Consider the following 17,038-nt stretch of genomic DNA (forward strand, 5'->3'; position numbering starts at 1 on the left):
AACGCGCCCGCCCAAAACACGCAGACCCTCTTGCTTCGTTTTGGCAAAAATACTCAAATCCACCGCCCGCAAGGCCCTGTGCCGTTCAAACCCCACGCACCATTGTCGTGGCCTCGCGAAACCCGAACACGTGGCGCATCAAGCCCGTGCGCACCTGCCCTCGTGGCGAAAAACCCTGCCGTTCATACAGCGCCCGCGCCCGCGTGTTGCTGTCGATCACGTCCAGCCGCACCTCGGCGCAGCCCTCCGCCTGCGCGTGATCCACTACCGCCTGCAGCAGCGCCGTGCCAACCCCTTGCCCGCGCGCATCCGCGTCGACAAAAATACCGTCCATCAACAATTGCCCCGGGCGCAGATCGCACTCCAACTGTTCCAACAGCGCCCCGCGCCACAGCCCGCCGAACCAGCCATAGAGCGGCGCGAGATCGCGCAGCTCGCCGCCAACCAGACCGCCTTCCGATGTCTTGAAGCCGGCCACACCCAGCAGCCGCTCGCCATCGATGGCAGAGATCGCAAACTCCGGCTCCAGCACCGCGGCGATGAACGCCTCGCCCTTCTCCCGCGGGCCCAGTAACTTGCCAAGCTTGCCGGAAAACGCCTCCCAGAACAGTCGCGCGACATCTGCCCGCTGCGCCTCGGAGAACCCGCGCCGGATCGCCACGCTCACAGCCCGAAGCTCCTGTAGGGCAGGAAGCGCACCGGGTCGCCGCGGCGCACATCCACCGCGCCATCGGGCAGCTCGACTAGCCCTTCGGACCAGCTCAGCCCGGAGATGCGGCCGGAGCCTTCGGACGCGAACACTTCGACGCCCTCCGGCCCCATCCGCGCGCGCAGATATTCCCGCCGCCCTGGCTTCTTGCGCTTCTCGAACGCCGCGGGCACCTCAAAGCCCTGCGGCGCGACGAACCTTGCGCCAGCCAGTTTCAGGCACGCGGGCCGCGCGAAGATCAACGCGCAGACGAACGCCGCCACCGGGTTGCCCGGCAGCCCGAACACCGGCACGCCGTCCCACAGCGCCAGCACCAACGGGCGGCCCGGCTTCAGCGCGATGCGCCACGCCTGCAAGCTGCCCGCCTCGCGCAGCAACGCCGAGACGTGGTCCTCATCCCCCGCTGACGCACCGCCCGAGGTCAGGATCACGTCGCAGCGCCCGGCGCCTTTGTCGAGCCGCGCCTTCAAGGCTGCGCGGTCATCGGGCACATGGCCCAGATCGACCGCCTCGAACCCCCAGGCGCAGACCAGTTCCAACAGCATCGGGCGGTTCGCGTCATAGGTCCGGTCCGGCGGCGCGTCCGCCCCGGGCGAGACCAGCTCGTCACCGGTCGATATCACGCCCACCCGAAGGCGCGAGAACACCTCTACCCGGCCGACGCCAAGCGCCGCCAAAAGCCCCACGTCCTGCGGCCGCAACACGTGGCCCGGCGCGAAGACCGCTGCGCCCGCCTCGACATCTTCACCCGCGCGCCGCGTGTTCGCGCCGCGCTTCACCGGGCCGCGAAAGGCCACATGGGTCGCGGTGACCGAGCAATCTTCTTCCAGCACGACCGTGTCGACGCCGTCGGGGATCACCGCGCCGGTCAGGATGCGGATCGCAGCGCCCGCAGGCACCGCGCCGCCATAGGCCGCCCCCGCCGCCGCGCGGCCTTGGACGAGCGGCAGGACCTGATCGCCCTCGCCTGTGCTCGCATGGGCGAAACCGTAGCCATCGACCGCGGCGTTGGCCGCAGGCGGGTTCGAGCGGCGGGCGATAACCTCGCCCGCAACAATCCGGCCCGAGGCCTCCGCATGCGAGACCCGCTCCGGCATCGCCACGCAGGTCAGCGCCGCATCGAGCTTCGCCAATGCGTCGTCCACGGGCATCCAGTCCACGCCGGGCGGCAAGGCGAAGCAGTCGTCCTTGAATACGGGCGGTTTCGGTAAGGCCTCAACGCCCAAAATCCAGCCCTCTGCCCCGCTTCCCTCTCCGGCGGCCAAGGCCTGGGCAAGGGTTTGATCCCGATCCATCCGCTCCATCTGAGCCGCAACGGCTCGCACTTGCGCAGCATCCTTGATGGCGTCCGTGGACAAGTCCAGCTTGTCCAGCGAGGGCCAAATCTCGATCAGGGCGAGCGGGCTGTCCAAAACCTCGAACGGCCAGACCTTCGCGCCAAATTTTTTGCGCAAACGGTTCAGAACTGGCAAGCCCATGATGACTTGGCTTCCGACTGAGCCATTGTAGCTGAGTTGCCAGCAGGACTTTGTCCCTGTCGCCAATTTCTCGACGTGTCGGAATTCGGCAAAGCGCTTGTAGGATATACCTTCTTTCTTTGGTGTCAGCGCTTCATAGGAGTGTTGGTGCGGGTGGCCCCAGAAGGGCCCTCGGTCCGGCAACGTCGCATTAATTCGCTCCGCCAATTCATATCGGTTATTGGCCTTCGGCGAGTCCTCCACCCGCAACTCGAACCAGTCCCACAGCGCCAACGCATCCTCAGACCCGGTTAAGTGCTCGGCAAAGCCCGCCGGGTAACCAAATGGAAAATCGAATCCGGCAGCAGTCCGGCGACCTGCGTTGAGCTCCGCCTCAAACACCTCGGCCAGCCATTCTTCTGCCACCTGTCGGTTGCGTAGATAAACGGGTTCCGAGCCATGTTTGCACGCCCAGATAGCGTCCTTTCTTGGCCTTTCACTGTGGCCATTCCCGCCGGACCAATCGACCGCGATATAGGTGTCGAACAGGCTCAAAGCCCGACGCGCTCCAGGATGAAATCGGCAATCGCGCCCGTGTCGTCGAGATGCAGCACCGGCACGCCCGCGTCCGGCGCGCTGTCGCTGGCCACGGCCACAATGGTTGGGTCACCCGGCGCGATCAGCGGCTGTCCAGTGGCCGCGCGATGGGCTTCGATTTTGTCGTGGCTTTCGCGCTTGTAGCCTTCGATCAGCACCAGATCGACCGGGTCGAGCTTGCCCAGAAGCGTCTCGAGCGACGGCTCATCGGCCCCGCGCAGCTCGCTCATCAGCGCCCAGCGGTTGCGGGACGACAAGATCACCTGAGATGCGCCTGCGACCCGGTGGCGGTGGCTGTCCTTGCCGGGGTGGTCGACATCGAAGGTGTGGTGCGCGTGCTTCAGCGTCGAGACCGTCAGCCCGCGCCCGCAGATCTCGGCCACCAGCCGCTCCATCAATCCCGTCTTGCCGGAATTCTTCCAGCCGGTGACGCCAAATACTCTCATAGCAAGCCTTCCGCGCGGGTCATGTCCTCGGGGGTGTTGACGTTGAAGAACGGATCGAACGGTTCCGCCTCAAAGCGCGCCATCGCCGTGCCGTGCCGGTCGGTCCAGGCGACGACCTTGCGCACGCCGTCGGCCAAGGCGGCGCGCAGGTCATCGCGCAAGGCCACGGGCCAGAGCCCAAAGGTCGGATGCCGCGCCATGCCGCGCTCTGGGTCCGGCGTCGCGGCGAGCGCAATCGGCGCCTCTTCGGCGGCCAGCATCAGCCGGGGCACCAGATCGCAGGGGAAGAACGGCGTATCGGCGGCGGCGGTGACGATATGGGTGTGCCCGCGCTCGGCCGCCCAGTCGAGCCCCGCCAGCACGCCCGCCAAGGGCCCGGGGAATTCGGCTACGCTGTCGGCCACCACGGGCAAGTTCACGTCGAACCGGGAGGCATCGCCGTTGGCATTCAGCGCCAGCTCGGCCACCTGCGGCTCCAGCCGCGCGATGACGCGCTCCAGCAGCGTCTCGCCGCCGAGCCGCAACAGCCCCTTGTCGCCGCCCCCCATGCGCCGGGATTGGCCCCCGGCCAGGATCACACCTGCGGGCTGTTTCATGCGGCGTCCTTCCAAGTGGTCAGCTGGGTGCGAAATGTCTCGCCCGGGATCGGCACCTCTGCATCCGGGATTGGGTGCAGAACGGCACCCGTGCGCAGCACGGTTGCGTGGGGGATTGCCATGACCTCTGATATGCCGTTCCAGCGGGTCCAGGTGTGGCCGACGCCACTTTCCCAATGCACCCCCTCCGCGCCGAACCGAGCGGTGACCTGCCCCCGCGCGGCATCCTCCGCCATGCCCAAGGCGGCCGTGTCTCGCAGCGCCAGCCGGGCATTGACGGCGATGATGCAAAGGCATGTCACCATCCCAAGCACGAAGGCCACGAAATGCGAGCCATCGGTTTCGAACTGAAACCCGCGCTCGACGATCAACAAGACCACGACAGTGGCGACAGCGATGCCAACCATGAGCAACAGGAAGGTCATCTTTGAGCGGCGTCTATGCATCTGCTTGCCCGCCTCACGCATCGCCGCGGCAAAATCGGCCTCGCCGAGGCGAAACTTGACCACGATCTCTTCGCTCATGCCGCCCCCTTGCGGCCCGCGCCCTTGGGCTCGTCGGACACTTTCGAGACATCCGCGTCCCACTCCAGCCGCTCCGCCCCCGACAGGCAGACAAAGCGCTGCCCGCGCATCCGCCCGATCAGTGTCAGGCCCACCTGCCGCGCGATCTCGACGCCCCAGGCAGTAAAGCCAGAGCGCGAGACCAGCACCGGGATGCCCATGAGCGCTGTCTTGATCACCATCTCGGAGGTCAGCCGCCCTGTGGTGTAAAGCACCTTGTCCGCCGCACTCGCGCCCTGCAGCGCCATCCAGCCGGAGACCTTGTCGACCGCGTTGTGCCGCCCGACGTCCTCCATATAGACCAACGGATTTGGGCCCTGGCACAGCACTGTGCCATGGATCGCGCCAGCGCTCAGATAAAGCGACGGCGCGGTATTGATGATCTTGGCCAGCGTGTAGAGGTCGGAGGTTTTTACGCGGGAGTGAGGCAGCGTCAGCCCCTCGAGCCCCTCCATCATGTCGCCGAACACCGTGCCCACGGCGCAGCCAGAGGTGCGGGTCTTCTTGGCGAGCTTTTCCTCATGGTCGGTCACGACCTTGGTGCGCACGACGACCGTTTCGACCTCTTCGTCATAGTCGATGCCCGTGATCTCGTCGCTGTCAGACACCATCCCCTGATTGCGCAGGAAGCCCAGCGCTAGATATTCGGGGTAGTCGCCGATGGTCATGGCAGTGACGATCTCGCGGGCGTTGAGGTAGATGGTCAGCGGGCGCTCTTCGACCACGTTGATCTCAATCTCAGCGCCCAGATGATCGGTGCCGGTGACGGCCCGGGTCAGACCCGGGCGCGCGGGATCAGGGGCCAACAGCCAGCCTTGATACGCGCCGTCACCATTTGTCATTTGAACCCGCTCCCCATCGGCCCTAGCACTTGTGCGAGGCAAAGCTTAGAGGCGAACCATGGGGCCTTCCACCCAGAAATCAGCGCAGCGATCGGCCCTGTGGCGGGGCGCCGTCGCGGCGCTGCCCTTTATCATCGTGTTGGTGCCCTTCGCGCTGCTCTTCGGGGTGGCCGCGACCGAGGCCGGACTGCCGATATCCCAGGTGATGGGCTTCACGGTGCTGGTGATCGCGGGCGCGTCGCAATTCGCCGCCCTGCAATTCATGATCGAGAACGCGCCGGTGCTGGTCGTGCTCGCCTCCGCGCTGGCGGTGAACCTGCGCATGGCGATGTATTCGGCGGCGATCACGCCCTATCTGGGCGACCAGCCTTTGTGGAAGCGCGCGCTCCTGAGCTACATTCTGGTCGACCAGACCTACAATCTGGCGGTGCTGGAATACGAGGCTCGGCCCGAGCAAAGCATGGCAGAGCGCACCGCATTCTTCGTCGGTTGCGCCCTGTCCATCGTGCCGCTGTGGTTCCTGTTCACATGGGTCGGTGCCGCGCTTGGCGGGACGATCCCACCGCAATACCCGCTGGATTTCGCGCTGCCGATCGCCTTCCTCGCCATGGTCGCGCCCGCGCTGCGCACGCTGGCCCATGTGGCCGCCGCGGTGACTTCGGTAGTGCTGGCGCTGATGCTGGGCTTCGTGCCTCTGAACATGGGCCTGCTGATCGCGGCGCTGGTGGCGATGATGATCGGGGCCGAGGTCGAAAGGCGCATGGCATGACATATTCAGACGCCACCATCTGGTGGATCATCGTGGCGCTAGGGATTGGAACGTTCCTGATCCGGTTTTCGTTTCTGGGCCTGATCGGCTCGCGCCCGATGCCGCCCTGGGTGTTGCGCCACCTGCGCTACACCTCCGTGGCGATCCTGCCCGGGCTGGTCGCGCCGCTGGTGATCTTCCCGCAAGTCACCGACGGCCAGCTCGACCCGCCCCGTCTTCTGGCCGCCGCTGTCACGGTGGGCGTAGGCTACTGGACCAAGGGGGTCGTGCGCGCGATGGTGTGCGGCGCGATCACCTTGTTCGTGATGCTGTATATATTGGGGTAGGCAGAGTTTTCTAAAAACTCTGCGCGCAAATCCTTTATAAGGATTTGGCTCCTCAAACAGGCAACGCAGTCGTCTTGAACACGGTGCGCAGGGCAAAGCTGGACTGCATCTGCGCCACCCCCGGCAGTCGCGCCAGCGAGCGGCGGTGGATGCGGGCGAAATCCTCGGTGTCTTGGGCCACCACTTTCAAGAGATAATCCGCCGAGCCTGCCATTAGGTGGCATTCCAGCACGTCTGGGATCAACGCCACCTCCCGCTCGAAGGCGTCCAGCACCTCGTCGGCCTGGCCGCTCAGCGTGATCTCAACGAACACTGTCGTGGGTCGCCCAACCTTCCGGGCATCTACCATCGCGACATAGTCACGGATGATACCGGTGCTCTCCAGCCGCTGCACCCGGCGGTGGCAAGCCGAGGCCGAGAGGTTCACCTTCTCGGAAAGCTCCGCGTTAGAGATCCGCCCGGCGGCTTGCAGCACCCGCAGGATGCGCGCATCGGTGTCGTCGTAGTCGTGCATGGCGCAGAGTTCTCCTGAAATATGCGGCTATGGCGCAAGGAACATCCCATCCGAGGCAAAAACAAGGAAGATTTTGCGAAAACCTGCGACGCGTCCGGCCCTATACTCATGTCAATCATGCATCAGGGAGGATAAGACATGATCATCGGCTGCCCCAAGGAGATCAAACCGCAGGAGTTCCGGGTCGGCATGACCCCCAATGCCGCAGGCGAGGCGGTGGCCCACGGCCACAGCGTGCTGATCGAAACCATGGCTGGCGCAGGCGCGGGGTTCGAGGATAGCGACTACGTTGCCGCCGGGGCCCAGATCGTCGACACCGCAGACGAGGTCTTCGCCCGGGCCGAGATGATCGTGAAGGTGAAGGAGCCCCAGGCGGGCGAGCGCAAGATGCTGCGCGAGGGCCAGCTTTTGTTCACCTATCTCCACCTCGCCCCCGACCCCGAGCAGACAAAGGACCTGCTGGCCTCCGGCTGCACCGCGATTGCCTACGAGACCGTGACCGACGCCCAAGGCGGCCTGCCGCTGCTCGCACCCATGTCAGAGGTCGCGGGCCGCCTCGCGCCCCAAGTTGGCGCGTGGACGCTGCAAAAGGCCAATGGCGGGCGCGGCGTGTTGATGGGCGGTGTGCCCGGCGTGGGCCCTGCGCAGGTCATGGTGATCGGCGGCGGTGTCGTGGGCACCCATGCGGCGCGCATCGCGGCGGGGATGGGGGCGGATGTGACCGTGCTCGACCGCTCTTTGCCACGGATGCGCTACCTCGACGACGCATTCTCGGGATTGTTCAAGACGCGCTACGCCTCGGCGGGCAATGTGGCCGAACTGGCGGCGCAGGCGGATATGGTCGTCGGCGCGGTGCTGATCCCGGGTGCGGCGGCACCCAAGCTGATCTCCAAGGCGCAGCTGTCGTTGATGAAACCCGGCGCGGCGCTTGTGGATGTGGCGATTGATCAGGGCGGTTGCTTCGAGACCTCGCGCGCCACGACCCATGCCGACCCGATCTACGAGGTCGATGGCATCATGCATTACTGCGTGGCCAATATGCCCGGTGCGGTCGCGCGCACCTCGACCATCGCGCTTGGTAACGCGACGATGCCCTTCCTGCTGGCGCTCGCCGACAAAGGCTGGCGGCAGGCCTGCGAGGACGATCCCCATTTGCTGAACGGGCTGAACGTGCATGCGGGCAAGCTGACCTATTATGCCGTCGGTCGCGCGTTGGAGATGGACGTGCTGTCGCCACAACTGGCGCTCAAAGCCTGAGCTCAAAAAAATGTGCCGAGCGCGGGAATAAGCCGCCCGCCTCGGACGTAATCCCCCCAGAAACCGCGAAAAAGCTGGAGTTTGGGACATGGAAGACACCGCAACACACTACAAAGGGCCCGCGCGGCTGATGCATTGGACGATGGCGCTGCTAGTGCTGGCCATGGTGCCCGTGGGCTTCCTGATGCTGGAGGACTGGGTGAGCCGCCCGCTGCGCAACTCGATGTTCGTCACGCACAAGAATGTGGGCGTTCTGCTGCTACTGTTGATCTTTGCGCGGCTTGCCTACCGGTGGCGCAACCCGCCGCGGCTGAAACCGGTGGAGCTGGACCCGATGCAGAAACTGGCCGCTAAGGCCACGCATTTTGGGCTCTACGCGCTGCTGCTGATCATGCCGCTGTCGGGCTACATCCGGGTCCGCGCCGGGGGTTTCCCGATCGAGATGCTCGATGCAATCGGCGCGCCAAGCCTCGTGCCGCGCTCTGATGCGCTGGCCGCTTTTGCGAAGGCCACGCATCTTTACGCGGGCTACGCCATCATTGCGCTGATCGCCATGCATGTGGGCGCCGCCCTGTTCCACGCCCTGGTAAAGAAGGACGATATTTTTGAGCGGATGTGGCCAGCTAGGGCCTAATCTGCAAAGGCATCGCCCCCGCACAGACCGGCTCAAGCCGCTGCGGGTGGCGCACCGCATGCTGCTGGGCGACGGATGCGTCGTAGAGCTCTGCCACCGGGGCCAGCGTGTCCGGGTCCACCACCACGCGCAGGTTGATGAAACGCAGAATTTCGGCTGCGCGTGGGGGCGAAATCTGCAACGTGACGACGATGTAGTCGGTATCGCACCACCGCGCGCGATCCACCCGCAGCGGCGCAAGGTCCGGGTCGCCGTTTTCGTCCAAGGGAACGATGGCCTGCACCCCCCGCGCCTTGTCGCGCAAGATTAATCCATCCTCCCAGCGTCCGCGCCAATGAAGCACAAAGTCGGGCGTCTCAACGGCGTAGTAGGTCTGGTAATTGGTCAGCTCATAGGCGGGGTAGACCAGCAGGTAATCCCCCAGCTCCGGCCCGAAGGACGGCAGCGCGTCGGCACAGGCCACCCCAGCCCATAGCGCCGCCGCCAAGCCGCAAGCCGCCCTCACTCGAGCGCCGCCCGGGTCTGGCCCAGCATGTTGCGCATGTTCTTCAGCCGCTCGACCCCCAGCTTGCCTTCCACGGCGGTGGCCAGCTCGGCAGAGACCTCTGCCAGTGCACGCACGACACCCTCGCCCGCAGGCGTCAGTTCGACACGTTTGGCGCGGGCGTCATTTGGGTCGGCGCTGAGCGTGACATATCCGCGGCGCAGCAGGCTTTGCACATGGCCCTGCACCGCCTGCTTCGTGACCCCGCGCGTCCGCGCAATGGCCCCAAGGGACGGGGTCTCGCGCGCCTGATGCAACACCTGCGCGTCCACGAGGCTCGCATCGGTGAAGCCTCGGTCCGCAAGGCCGCGCATCATCGCGGCGTGTAGGGCAGCCAGGGTGGTGGCAAGATCTGTTTCGATGTCGTCGCTCATCGGGGGCGTCCTTGGTCAATGTCCTTGTCGAACAATAAGCCGCGCGCCCGGAAAGCAAAAGGCCCGCCTCCCCCGAGGCGGGCCTTCTTTCATTTCGTCGCCGTCTGGCGTCAGGATTTCTTCAGCTCGGCCAGGATGTTTGCCAAAAGCTCTTCCTGCGTGGGGCCTGCGGGCTCCTCTTCGGCCGGGGCCTCCTCTTTCTTCTCGGAGGCCTCCTTGACGCGGTTGACCATCTTCACGAGCATGAACACCACGAAGGCGATGATCAGGAAGTTGATGATGGCCATCACGAAGCGGCCGATGGCGAACACGGCCACGCCTGCTTCGGTCGCCGCCTCGATGGAGGCGAACTCGCCCTCGCCCAGGACGTAGAACCAGCCCGAGAAATCAATCCCGCCGGTGAACAACGCGATGATCGGATTGATCAGGTCGCCCACCAAGGAGCTGACGATGGCCGTGAAGGCCGCGCCGATGATGATACCAACAGCCATGTCCATGACATTGCCCTTGGCGATAAAGTCCTTGAATTCTTGAATCATAAATTCGGTCTTCCCTAGTTCCGTTGGCTTAAACGCCAGATATTTCTGTGCGCTCATTCGTAGGTACCGTGTCTTTTTACGCACCTATCCCCTACTTCATTAACCGATTGTTTCCTTTAAGTAAGGGGAAACAAACGAAAGGCACCTCCCTATGTCGAAACTTGCCGATTTTCCGATCACCGCCCGCTGGCCTGCAAAGGACCCGTCGGTGTTGCAGCTCTATTCCTTCCCCACGCCCAACGGGGTGAAGGTCTCCATCGCGCTCGAAGAGATGGGCATCCCCTACGAGGCCCACACCGTCACGCTGTCCGACAGCGACGTCAAAAGCCCTGAGTTCCTGTCGCTCAACCCCAACAACAAGATCCCCGCCATCGTCGACCCCAATGGACCAGACGGCCCGCTGGGCCTGTTCGAGAGCGGCGCGATCCTGCTCTATCTTGCCGACAAGAGCGGCAAGCTGGGTGGCGATACCCCGTCCGAGCGCGCCAAGATTACCCAGTGGCTGATGTTCCAGATGGGCGGGCTCGGCCCGATGTTCGGCCAGCTTGGCTTCTTCTCGAAATTCGCGGGCTCCGAGTGGGAGGATAAGCGCCCTCAGCAACGCTACATCGACGAGGCCAAGCGCCTGATGGCCGTGCTGGAGAAAGAGCTGGCAGGGCGCGAGTGGATCGCTGGCGACTATTCCATCGCCGATATCGCCATCGCGCCGTGGCTGCGCGCGCTCGACTTCTACGGCGTCAAAGAGCTGCTGGGCTGGGAGGATCATCCCAATCTGGTGGCCTATCTCGACCGGTTCGTGGCCCGCCCGGCGGTCCAAAAGGGTCTCGTGACCCCGCCGCGCGAATAGCAGCGCGCGGTGCCATAGGAAAGAGTTAACGCGGGCGGGGTACAACCCGCCCCGTCTAGACGCAAAATGTGGTTCTTGGGGTCTGCTCGCACAAAGGCAGGCCACTTTCGATCACCGGTGAGACGGGGTCCATCAAGCCCCACAGGAAGGTGCGGGATTTTCAACCCCGTCCCAGCGCGACCATATCGGCGGCGCCGCCTTTTTCTCTCAGTATGCACATCACCGAGCTTGTCGATCTGCACCACGCCCGGGCTTGCCCCGGCGCGGCTCTTGTGCTGGCCGGGCGGGTTTGACGCGCCTGCTAGCCTGGCAGCTTGCCGGTCAGCACGTAGCGCAGGATATCGGCGACCTTGGCCGGGTCATCGGTCACGGCAAGCGCGGCCGCGTCGACCTCTTTGAGCGGATGCTGATGCTCTGCCCCGTGCACCACGATCAGTGACTTGCCCAGCGCCGCGGCGAAGCCCGCGTCAAAGGCCGCGTTCCACTGCTTGTACTTCTCGCCAAAGCGCACCACCACCACGTCGGCATCGGCGATGCCCTTGCGGGTGCGGATCGCGTTCATCATCGCGCCCTTGTGGTCGTGCCAGTACTTCTGGTCCTCGGCCCCAAGGATCGCCACGCCGCAATCATCGGAGGCCGCGTGATCGGTGACCGGCGCATCAAAGCTCACATCAAGCCCTTTGGAGCCCGCGATGATCTGCTCGCGCCAGTCGGTGTGGATTTCGCCAGAGAGGTATACTTTCAGCGTCATGGGTCGGTGCTCCGCTTGGTTGCTTTGGCCACAGATGTGGCGCGCGCCCGCAAAGGCAAGGCGGCCCCTAGCTGCGCAGCACGCCGCCGGTGGCCTTGGTGACTTTCTCGACGATCTTGGCGCTGATCGCCTCGATATCCTCGTCCTTGAGCGTCTTGTCCTGCGGCTGCAGGCGCACGGTGATTGCCAGCGACTTCTTGCCCTCGCCCAAGGCGCCGCCGATGAACTCGTCAAAGACGCGCACCTCTTCGATCAGCACCTTGTCGGCACCGCCCGCGGCGTTGGTCAGGGTCAGCGCCTCGACACCTTCGTCGACGACAAAGGCGAAGTCCCGTTCCACGGCCTGCAGGTCCTGCAGGTCCAGCGCCGGGCGGGTCGCGGATTTGGCGCGCGGCATGGGGATCTCTGCGGGCCACAGCGTGAAAGCCATCGCGGCCCCCTTGATCCCGTAATGCGAAAGCACCTTGGGGTGCAGCTCGCCGAAGATGCCCAGCACCTTCTTGGGGCCGAGGCAGATCTTGCCGTGACGCCCGGGGTGCCACCAACCCTGCGCGCCGCGCAGGATCTGCACCTTGGCAGGCGCGCCCATGGCCGACAGCACGGCTTCCGCGTCGGCTTTGACGTCATAGACATCGACCGCGCGGCGGGCGCCGTGCACGTCTTTCGGCCCCGTGTGGCCGATCAGCAGGCCCGACGCCAGCAGGTGCTGCTCTTCCGGTTCGCCGCCATGGAAGGCAGGCCCGACCTCGAACAGCGCCATGTCCGCGAAGCCGCGCGCCTGATTGCGGGCCGCCGCTTGCAGCAGGCCGGGCAGCAGCGCCGGGCGCATATGCGACATCTCGGAGCTGATCGGGTTCTCCAGCCTCGTCGCGTCCTCGCCACCGGCAAACATCGCCGCAGAGGCCGCATCGATGAAGGAGTAGTGCACGCACTCATTATACCCCAGCGCCGCGATGGTGCGCCGCGCGATCTGCTCGCGCTTTTGCATCGGTGTCAGGATCGGCTTCGGCACGCCAGAGGTGACGCGCGGCAACGGGCGACCTTCGAGCTTGGTCAGCGACGCGATGCGCGCGACCTCTTCGACCAGATCGGCCTCGCCCTGCACATCGGGGCGCCAGCTGGGCACGTTCGCCATGTCGCCGTCGAGCGTGAAGCCCAGCGCCTCAAGCGAGGCGCGCTGTGTGTCGGGCGGGATTTCCATACCGACCAGCGATTGCACCCGGTCAGTGTCGAGCTTGTAGGCGCGGGAATGGTCCGGGATCTCGCCCGCCACGACCACCTCGGACGGCTCGCCACCGCACAGGTCGAGGATCATGCGCGTGGCATGCTCGAGGCCCACAGGGGTCCATTCCGGATCAATGCCGCGCTCGAACCGGTAACGCGCGTCGGAATTGATCTTCAGCTTACGGCCCGTGTGGGCCGTGCGGATCGGATCGAAGAACGCGGCCTCAAGAAATACTTCGGTGGTCACCTCGGTGCAGCCGCTCTCCGCGCCGCCCATGATGCCGCCCAGGCTCTCGACGCCATTGTCGTCGGAGATCACGCACATGCCGGGCTCCAGCGTGTATTCTTTGTCATCAAGCGCCAGAAGCGTTTCGCCGCCGTCCGACAGATGCACCCGCAGATCACCCTTCACCTTGGCCGCATCAAAAACGTGCAGCGGGCGGTTGCGGTCATAGGTGAAGAAGTTGGTGATATCGACAAGCGTCGAAATCGGGCGCAACCCGATGGCCTTCAGCACATCTTGGAGCCATTGCGGCGAGGGCCCGTTTTTGACGCCCTTGATCACCCGTCCGTAGAATACCGGGCAGGCATCTGTATCGTCGATGGTCACATTGATCGGGCAGGGGAAGGTGCCGGGCACCGGATCGGCGTCGCGCGGCTTCAGCGTGCCCAGACCGCGGGCGGCCAGATCGCGGGCAATGCCGCGCACGCCCAGCGCGTCGGGGCGGTTGGGGGTGATGGCGATTTCGATCACAGTGTCGACCTTGGACGGGTCATTCTCGGCCAGCCAGTCGGTGAAGCTTTGACCGACCTCACCCGATGGCAGCTCGATAATGCCGTCATGCTCTTCGCTCAGCTCCATCTCCCGCTCGGAGCACATCATGCCGAAGCTCTCGACGCCGCGGATCTTGCCCACGCCGATGGTCGTGTCGATGCCGGGCACATAGGTGCCGGGCTTGGCGACCACGACGGTGATGCCTGCCCGCGCATTGGGCGCGCCGCAGATGATCTGGGTCTCGCCCTCGTCCGTCTGCACCTGGCAGACACGCAGCTTGTCCGCGTCGGGGTGTTTTTCGGCGGAATTGACATAGCCGATGGTGAAGGCAGACAGGCGCTCGGCGGGGTTTTCGACCCCTTCAACTTCGAGCCCAAGGTCGGTCAGGGCATAGAGGATGTCATCCAGAGAGGCCTCGGTGTCGAGGTGGTCTTTCAGCCAGGACAGGGTGAATTTCATGCGTCTCGCCTATTCTCAATCGGGGCCCTGCGCACGGCGCGGGCCGGTTGGCCCCTGCTACCGCATCAATAAGGCAGAGAAAAGGGACCGGAATAATTTGAGAGGACTTGTCTTTGTTACGCATTTGTTCAGGAAGCCTTAATATTGCCACAATTTAGGGCCAAGTTAGTCACAAGTGGGGCAGACAAACGTGATTCTCAGTTTCTGAGGAAGGTGTTATGAATATTCTGTTCGACGTCATCCAAAGCGTCTTCAAGCCGTCCCTGGTCGCTCTGTCGATCGCATTCGGGGTCGCGATCATTTCGTTCAATGGTTCGCCTTACTCGGTCGATAAGAACTCCATTGACCTCACCAACCTGAGCTGCCCGGTCGTCATGGACGTGATCTGCGGCCCGGGAAGCATCTTCAAGTAAGGCGCTGTTAAGCGGCTTGCGGCTAGACACGCCACTGCACCCCGTTTCCAAGGACGGCGCTGATGGCGAACCTCTCTGAACACCCTCCTACGTGTGTGCTGCATATCGGCAAGACCGGTGGCAGCTACATGCGCTCTCTTCTCCGACATAACGAGACCCGCTGGACCCGCCCGCTGCATCTGCTGGGCCATGGCGGCACGCTGCGCGGCTCCGCCAAGCGCTTCGGCGACGACCGGCGGCTGGCCTTCGTCGTGCGCGACCCGGTGACCCGGTTCGTGTCGGCCTTCTACTCCCGCCAGCGCCAAGGCCGCCCGACCTATCAGGTAGACTGGACTCCGGAGGAAGCCGCGGCGTTCTTGTGGTTCGAGCATGCCGAGGACCTGGCCTTGGCCCTGCGCTCCGACGTGCCTCGCGCGCGATCCGCGGCACTTTACGCAATGGGCGCGATCCAACACCTGCAACGCGATCTGCGGTTTCACCTAGGCGGGCCCGAGCAGCTTTTGGCCGAGCGGGACAACATCGCCGTTTGCGTCGATCTGGATCGCCTCGATACGCATACGGACGACATCATGGAGCGGTTGGGGGTGCCGGACTACCAGTTCCCACTTGCGCCCCGTCGCCATGCCTCCCCGGCCCCGTTGCCTGCCTTGAGCCCAGATGCCGAGGCGGCCTTGCGGGCGCATTGGGAAGAAGAGTTTGAGCTATATTCAGTGGCGCTCAGCATTGCTGAGCAGCTGGGGCTGGGGTAAGCCCGTTCGAACGGGCTTTGACATGCGATTTCGAAATCGCATGGAAACCGCCTTCTAAGGCGGTTTCAAAAAGCCGCTTCGAAGCGGCTTGCGCCCAAAAGCTACGTCCAGTCCTAGCGGCTGAGGCCTGCCGCGAGGTTCGGCTGGTCGAGAGACGCGAAGCCGTAATGGCGCAACCAGCGCAGGTCGCTGTCGAAGAAGGCACGCAGATCGGGGATGCCGTATTTCAGCATCGCGATCCGGTCGATCCCCATCCCGAAGGCAAAGCCCTGGTACTTGGCCGGGTCGATGCCGCCCGCCTCCAGCACCTTCGGGTGCACCATGCCGGAGCCCAGGATTTCGAGCCAATCGTCGCCCTCGCCCACTTTCAGCTGGCCGCCCTCCCACGAGCAGCGGATGTCGACCTCGGCCGACGGCTCGGTGAAGGGGAAGTGCGAGGCGCGGAAGCGCAGCTCGACATCGTCGACCTCGAAGAAGGCTTTGACGAATTCCTCCAGCACCCATTTCAGGTTCGCCATGGAGATGTCCGTGTCGATCGCCAGACCTTCGACCTGATGGAACATCGGCGTGTGGGTCTGGTCGTAATCGGCACGGTAGACGCGGCCCGGGCAGATCACCCGAATGGGCGCGCCGTGTTGCAGCATCGAACGGATCTGCACCGGCGACGTATGGGTGCGCAGCACATGGGGCGGGCGATTGTCGCCTTCATCGCGGTGCATGTAGAACGTGTCCATCTCGCCGCGGGCCGGGTGGTGGCTGGGAATGTTGAGCGCGTCGAAATTGTGCCAATCGTCTTCGATCTGCGGGCCTTCGGCGACCGCAAATCCGAGATCGGCAAAGATGGCGGAGACCTCTTCGGTCACCTGGCTGATCGGGTGGATCGTGCCCGCAGGCCGCCCGCGCCCGGGCAGGGTCACATCAAGCCATTCCGTCTTCAGGCGTTCATCCAGCGCGGCATCGGCCAGCCCGGCCTTCTTGGCGGCGATGGCGGAATTGACCTCGTCTTTCAGCGCGTTCAGGGCGGGCCCTGCGACCTGTCGCTCTTCGGGCGTCATCTTGCCCAGCTCGCGCATCTTCAGGCTGATCTCGCCCTTCTTGCCCAGCGCGGCGACGCGCAGCGCTTCCAGCGCGTCCTCGTCGGCGGCCTCGGCGATTTGGCTGAGAAACTTGGCTTTCAGATCGTCCATGACGGCCCCATCATTACTGCGTGTGCCCTGCTACCCAGCGGCTGGGCCGATTGCAAGATGCGCAGAAAGCCGCTGTCGCGCGCGCGGGATGCTGCCCAATGCGGAGGCAATCGCGAATTTTTCTGTGGACAAGTCGCAAGAACACAAGAATTGGTCAAATTTCCTATTCAAAACACAAAATAATGTAGGCTACGCTAAGTAAACTGAGGCCGGAGTTGGCCTATACCCGCGGTTAAATGTTTTGAGGAACGAGTATGCGCGCCAATCTGTACTCCCATCGCTTGAAGACTGTTCTTCAGCACACGGTGGTCGAGCTTGGCGTCACCATGTCGATCGACGACGAAGGTGCGGACCTGTCCCTTGCAGAAAGCGAAGCAGTCCTGCGGGAAACCGCGGACATGCTCCGGATCAAGGTAACCATCGAAAAGAACGGCGCGACAACGACCGCAACATTTTACCGTTAATC

The 17,038-nt window shown here is 64.3% G+C and carries 21 protein-coding genes; 8 read left to right on the forward strand and 13 right to left on the reverse strand.

What is annotated here, in order from left to right; all coding sequences use genetic code 11:
- Positions 1–85: 85 nt before the first annotated feature.
- Genes C8N43_RS10560 through fdhD form a run of 6 tightly spaced genes read right to left on the reverse strand, consistent with a single transcriptional unit; the run spans position 86 to position 5,210 of the window.
- Complete coding sequence (locus tag C8N43_RS10560) at positions 86–667, reverse strand: GNAT family N-acetyltransferase (protein ID WP_107845559.1); 582 nt, start codon at positions 665–667, stop codon at positions 86–88.
- The gene (locus C8N43_RS10565; RefSeq protein WP_107845560.1) at positions 664–2,721 is read right to left on the reverse strand and encodes a molybdopterin-binding protein; all 2,058 of its coding nucleotides are present in this window, start codon (positions 2,719–2,721) and stop codon (positions 664–666) included. Before C8N43_RS10565 ends, C8N43_RS10560 begins: the two co-directional genes overlap by 4 nt.
- Complete coding sequence (gene mobB, locus C8N43_RS10570; RefSeq protein ID WP_107845561.1) at positions 2,718–3,209, reverse strand: molybdopterin-guanine dinucleotide biosynthesis protein B; 492 nt, start codon at positions 3,207–3,209, stop codon at positions 2,718–2,720. The genes C8N43_RS10565 and mobB overlap by 4 nt, the downstream gene beginning before the upstream one ends.
- Positions 3,206–3,805, reverse strand: a complete 600-nt coding sequence (mobA, locus tag C8N43_RS10575; protein WP_107845562.1) for a molybdenum cofactor guanylyltransferase MobA — start codon at positions 3,803–3,805, stop codon at positions 3,206–3,208. Before mobA ends, mobB begins: the two co-directional genes overlap by 4 nt.
- Positions 3,802–4,329: a hypothetical protein gene (locus C8N43_RS10580; RefSeq protein ID WP_107845563.1), complete on the reverse strand. Its 528-nt coding sequence runs from the start codon at positions 4,327–4,329 to the stop codon at positions 3,802–3,804. Before C8N43_RS10580 ends, mobA begins: the two co-directional genes overlap by 4 nt.
- On the reverse strand, positions 4,326–5,210 hold the full coding sequence (gene fdhD / locus C8N43_RS10585) for a formate dehydrogenase accessory sulfurtransferase FdhD (protein WP_107845564.1): 885 nt from the start codon (positions 5,208–5,210) through the stop codon (positions 4,326–4,328). Before fdhD ends, C8N43_RS10580 begins: the two co-directional genes overlap by 4 nt.
- A gap of 58 nt (positions 5,211–5,268) precedes the next feature.
- Between fdhD and C8N43_RS10590 the strand changes: the two genes are divergently transcribed.
- Together C8N43_RS10590 and C8N43_RS10595 are read left to right on the forward strand one after the other, a co-directional pair.
- Positions 5,269–5,979 (forward strand): AzlC family ABC transporter permease, encoded by a 711-nt coding sequence (locus tag C8N43_RS10590; protein ID WP_107845565.1) that lies wholly within the window; start codon positions 5,269–5,271, stop codon positions 5,977–5,979.
- Positions 5,976–6,305, forward strand: a complete 330-nt coding sequence (locus C8N43_RS10595) for an AzlD domain-containing protein (protein ID WP_107845566.1) — start codon at positions 5,976–5,978, stop codon at positions 6,303–6,305. The genes C8N43_RS10590 and C8N43_RS10595 overlap by 4 nt, the downstream gene beginning before the upstream one ends.
- A gap of 52 nt (positions 6,306–6,357) precedes the next feature.
- On the opposite strand, the gene C8N43_RS10600 is transcribed toward C8N43_RS10595, so the two are convergent.
- Positions 6,358–6,819, reverse strand: a complete 462-nt coding sequence (locus C8N43_RS10600) for an Lrp/AsnC family transcriptional regulator (protein ID WP_107845567.1) — start codon at positions 6,817–6,819, stop codon at positions 6,358–6,360.
- 138 nt (positions 6,820–6,957) lie between these two features.
- Between C8N43_RS10600 and ald the strand changes: the two genes are divergently transcribed.
- Together ald and C8N43_RS10610 are read left to right on the forward strand one after the other, a co-directional pair.
- On the forward strand, positions 6,958–8,076 hold the full coding sequence (gene ald / locus C8N43_RS10605; RefSeq protein ID WP_107845568.1) for an alanine dehydrogenase: 1,119 nt from the start codon (positions 6,958–6,960) through the stop codon (positions 8,074–8,076).
- An 88-nt stretch (positions 8,077–8,164) separates the two neighbouring features.
- Positions 8,165–8,710 carry a cytochrome b gene (locus C8N43_RS10610; protein WP_107845569.1) on the forward strand — a complete coding sequence of 182 codons (546 nt, stop codon included), beginning with the start codon at positions 8,165–8,167 and terminating at the stop codon, positions 8,708–8,710.
- Here the strand turns inward: C8N43_RS10610 and C8N43_RS10615 are convergent.
- The 3 genes from C8N43_RS10615 to mscL all read right to left on the reverse strand — a co-directional run bounded on the left by C8N43_RS10615 (position 8,700) and on the right by mscL (position 10,167).
- Positions 8,700–9,197 (reverse strand): hypothetical protein, encoded by a 498-nt coding sequence (locus C8N43_RS10615; RefSeq protein ID WP_107845570.1) that lies wholly within the window; start codon positions 9,195–9,197, stop codon positions 8,700–8,702. The two genes, C8N43_RS10610 and C8N43_RS10615, sit on opposite strands and share 11 nt — an antisense overlap.
- A gap of 14 nt (positions 9,198–9,211) precedes the next feature.
- Positions 9,212–9,628 (reverse strand): MarR family winged helix-turn-helix transcriptional regulator, encoded by a 417-nt coding sequence (locus C8N43_RS10620; protein ID WP_107845571.1) that lies wholly within the window; start codon positions 9,626–9,628, stop codon positions 9,212–9,214.
- 110 nt (positions 9,629–9,738) lie between these two features.
- Positions 9,739–10,167 (reverse strand): large conductance mechanosensitive channel protein MscL, encoded by a 429-nt coding sequence (gene mscL / locus C8N43_RS10625; protein WP_107846326.1) that lies wholly within the window; start codon positions 10,165–10,167, stop codon positions 9,739–9,741.
- Positions 10,168–10,318: 151 nt separating this feature from the next.
- Between mscL and C8N43_RS10630 the strand changes: the two genes are divergently transcribed.
- Positions 10,319–11,014: a glutathione S-transferase family protein gene (locus C8N43_RS10630; protein WP_107845572.1), complete on the forward strand. Its 696-nt coding sequence runs from the start codon at positions 10,319–10,321 to the stop codon at positions 11,012–11,014.
- A 301-nt stretch (positions 11,015–11,315) separates the two neighbouring features.
- On the opposite strand, the gene C8N43_RS10635 is transcribed toward C8N43_RS10630, so the two are convergent.
- Together C8N43_RS10635 and pheT are read right to left on the reverse strand one after the other, a co-directional pair.
- Positions 11,316–11,765 (reverse strand): YtoQ family protein, encoded by a 450-nt coding sequence (locus C8N43_RS10635; RefSeq protein WP_107845573.1) that lies wholly within the window; start codon positions 11,763–11,765, stop codon positions 11,316–11,318.
- Positions 11,766–11,832: 67 nt separating this feature from the next.
- Positions 11,833–14,223, reverse strand: coding sequence for a phenylalanine--tRNA ligase subunit beta (pheT, locus tag C8N43_RS10640; RefSeq protein ID WP_107845574.1), 2,391 nt, complete (start codon positions 14,221–14,223; stop codon positions 11,833–11,835).
- 218 nt (positions 14,224–14,441) lie between these two features.
- Here pheT and C8N43_RS10645 point away from each other — a divergent pair, with 218 nt between their 5' ends.
- Positions 14,442–14,636, forward strand: a complete 195-nt coding sequence (locus C8N43_RS10645; RefSeq protein ID WP_107845575.1) for a hypothetical protein — start codon at positions 14,442–14,444, stop codon at positions 14,634–14,636.
- 62 nt (positions 14,637–14,698) lie between these two features.
- On the forward strand, positions 14,699–15,385 hold the full coding sequence (locus tag C8N43_RS10650; protein WP_107845576.1) for a sulfotransferase family 2 domain-containing protein: 687 nt from the start codon (positions 14,699–14,701) through the stop codon (positions 15,383–15,385).
- Positions 15,386–15,498: 113 nt separating this feature from the next.
- Here the strand turns inward: C8N43_RS10650 and pheS are convergent, their stop codons facing one another.
- Positions 15,499–16,572 (reverse strand): phenylalanine--tRNA ligase subunit alpha, encoded by a 1,074-nt coding sequence (pheS, locus tag C8N43_RS10655; protein ID WP_107845577.1) that lies wholly within the window; start codon positions 16,570–16,572, stop codon positions 15,499–15,501.
- Positions 16,573–16,826: 254 nt separating this feature from the next.
- Between pheS and C8N43_RS10660 the strand changes: the two genes are divergently transcribed.
- Complete coding sequence (locus C8N43_RS10660) at positions 16,827–17,036, forward strand: hypothetical protein (protein WP_107845578.1); 210 nt, start codon at positions 16,827–16,829, stop codon at positions 17,034–17,036.
- Positions 17,037–17,038 lie beyond the last annotated feature (2 nt).

It is taken from the genome of Litoreibacter ponti (genome assembly GCF_003054285.1).
GTDB lineage: Bacteria > Pseudomonadota > Alphaproteobacteria > Rhodobacterales > Rhodobacteraceae > Litoreibacter > Litoreibacter ponti.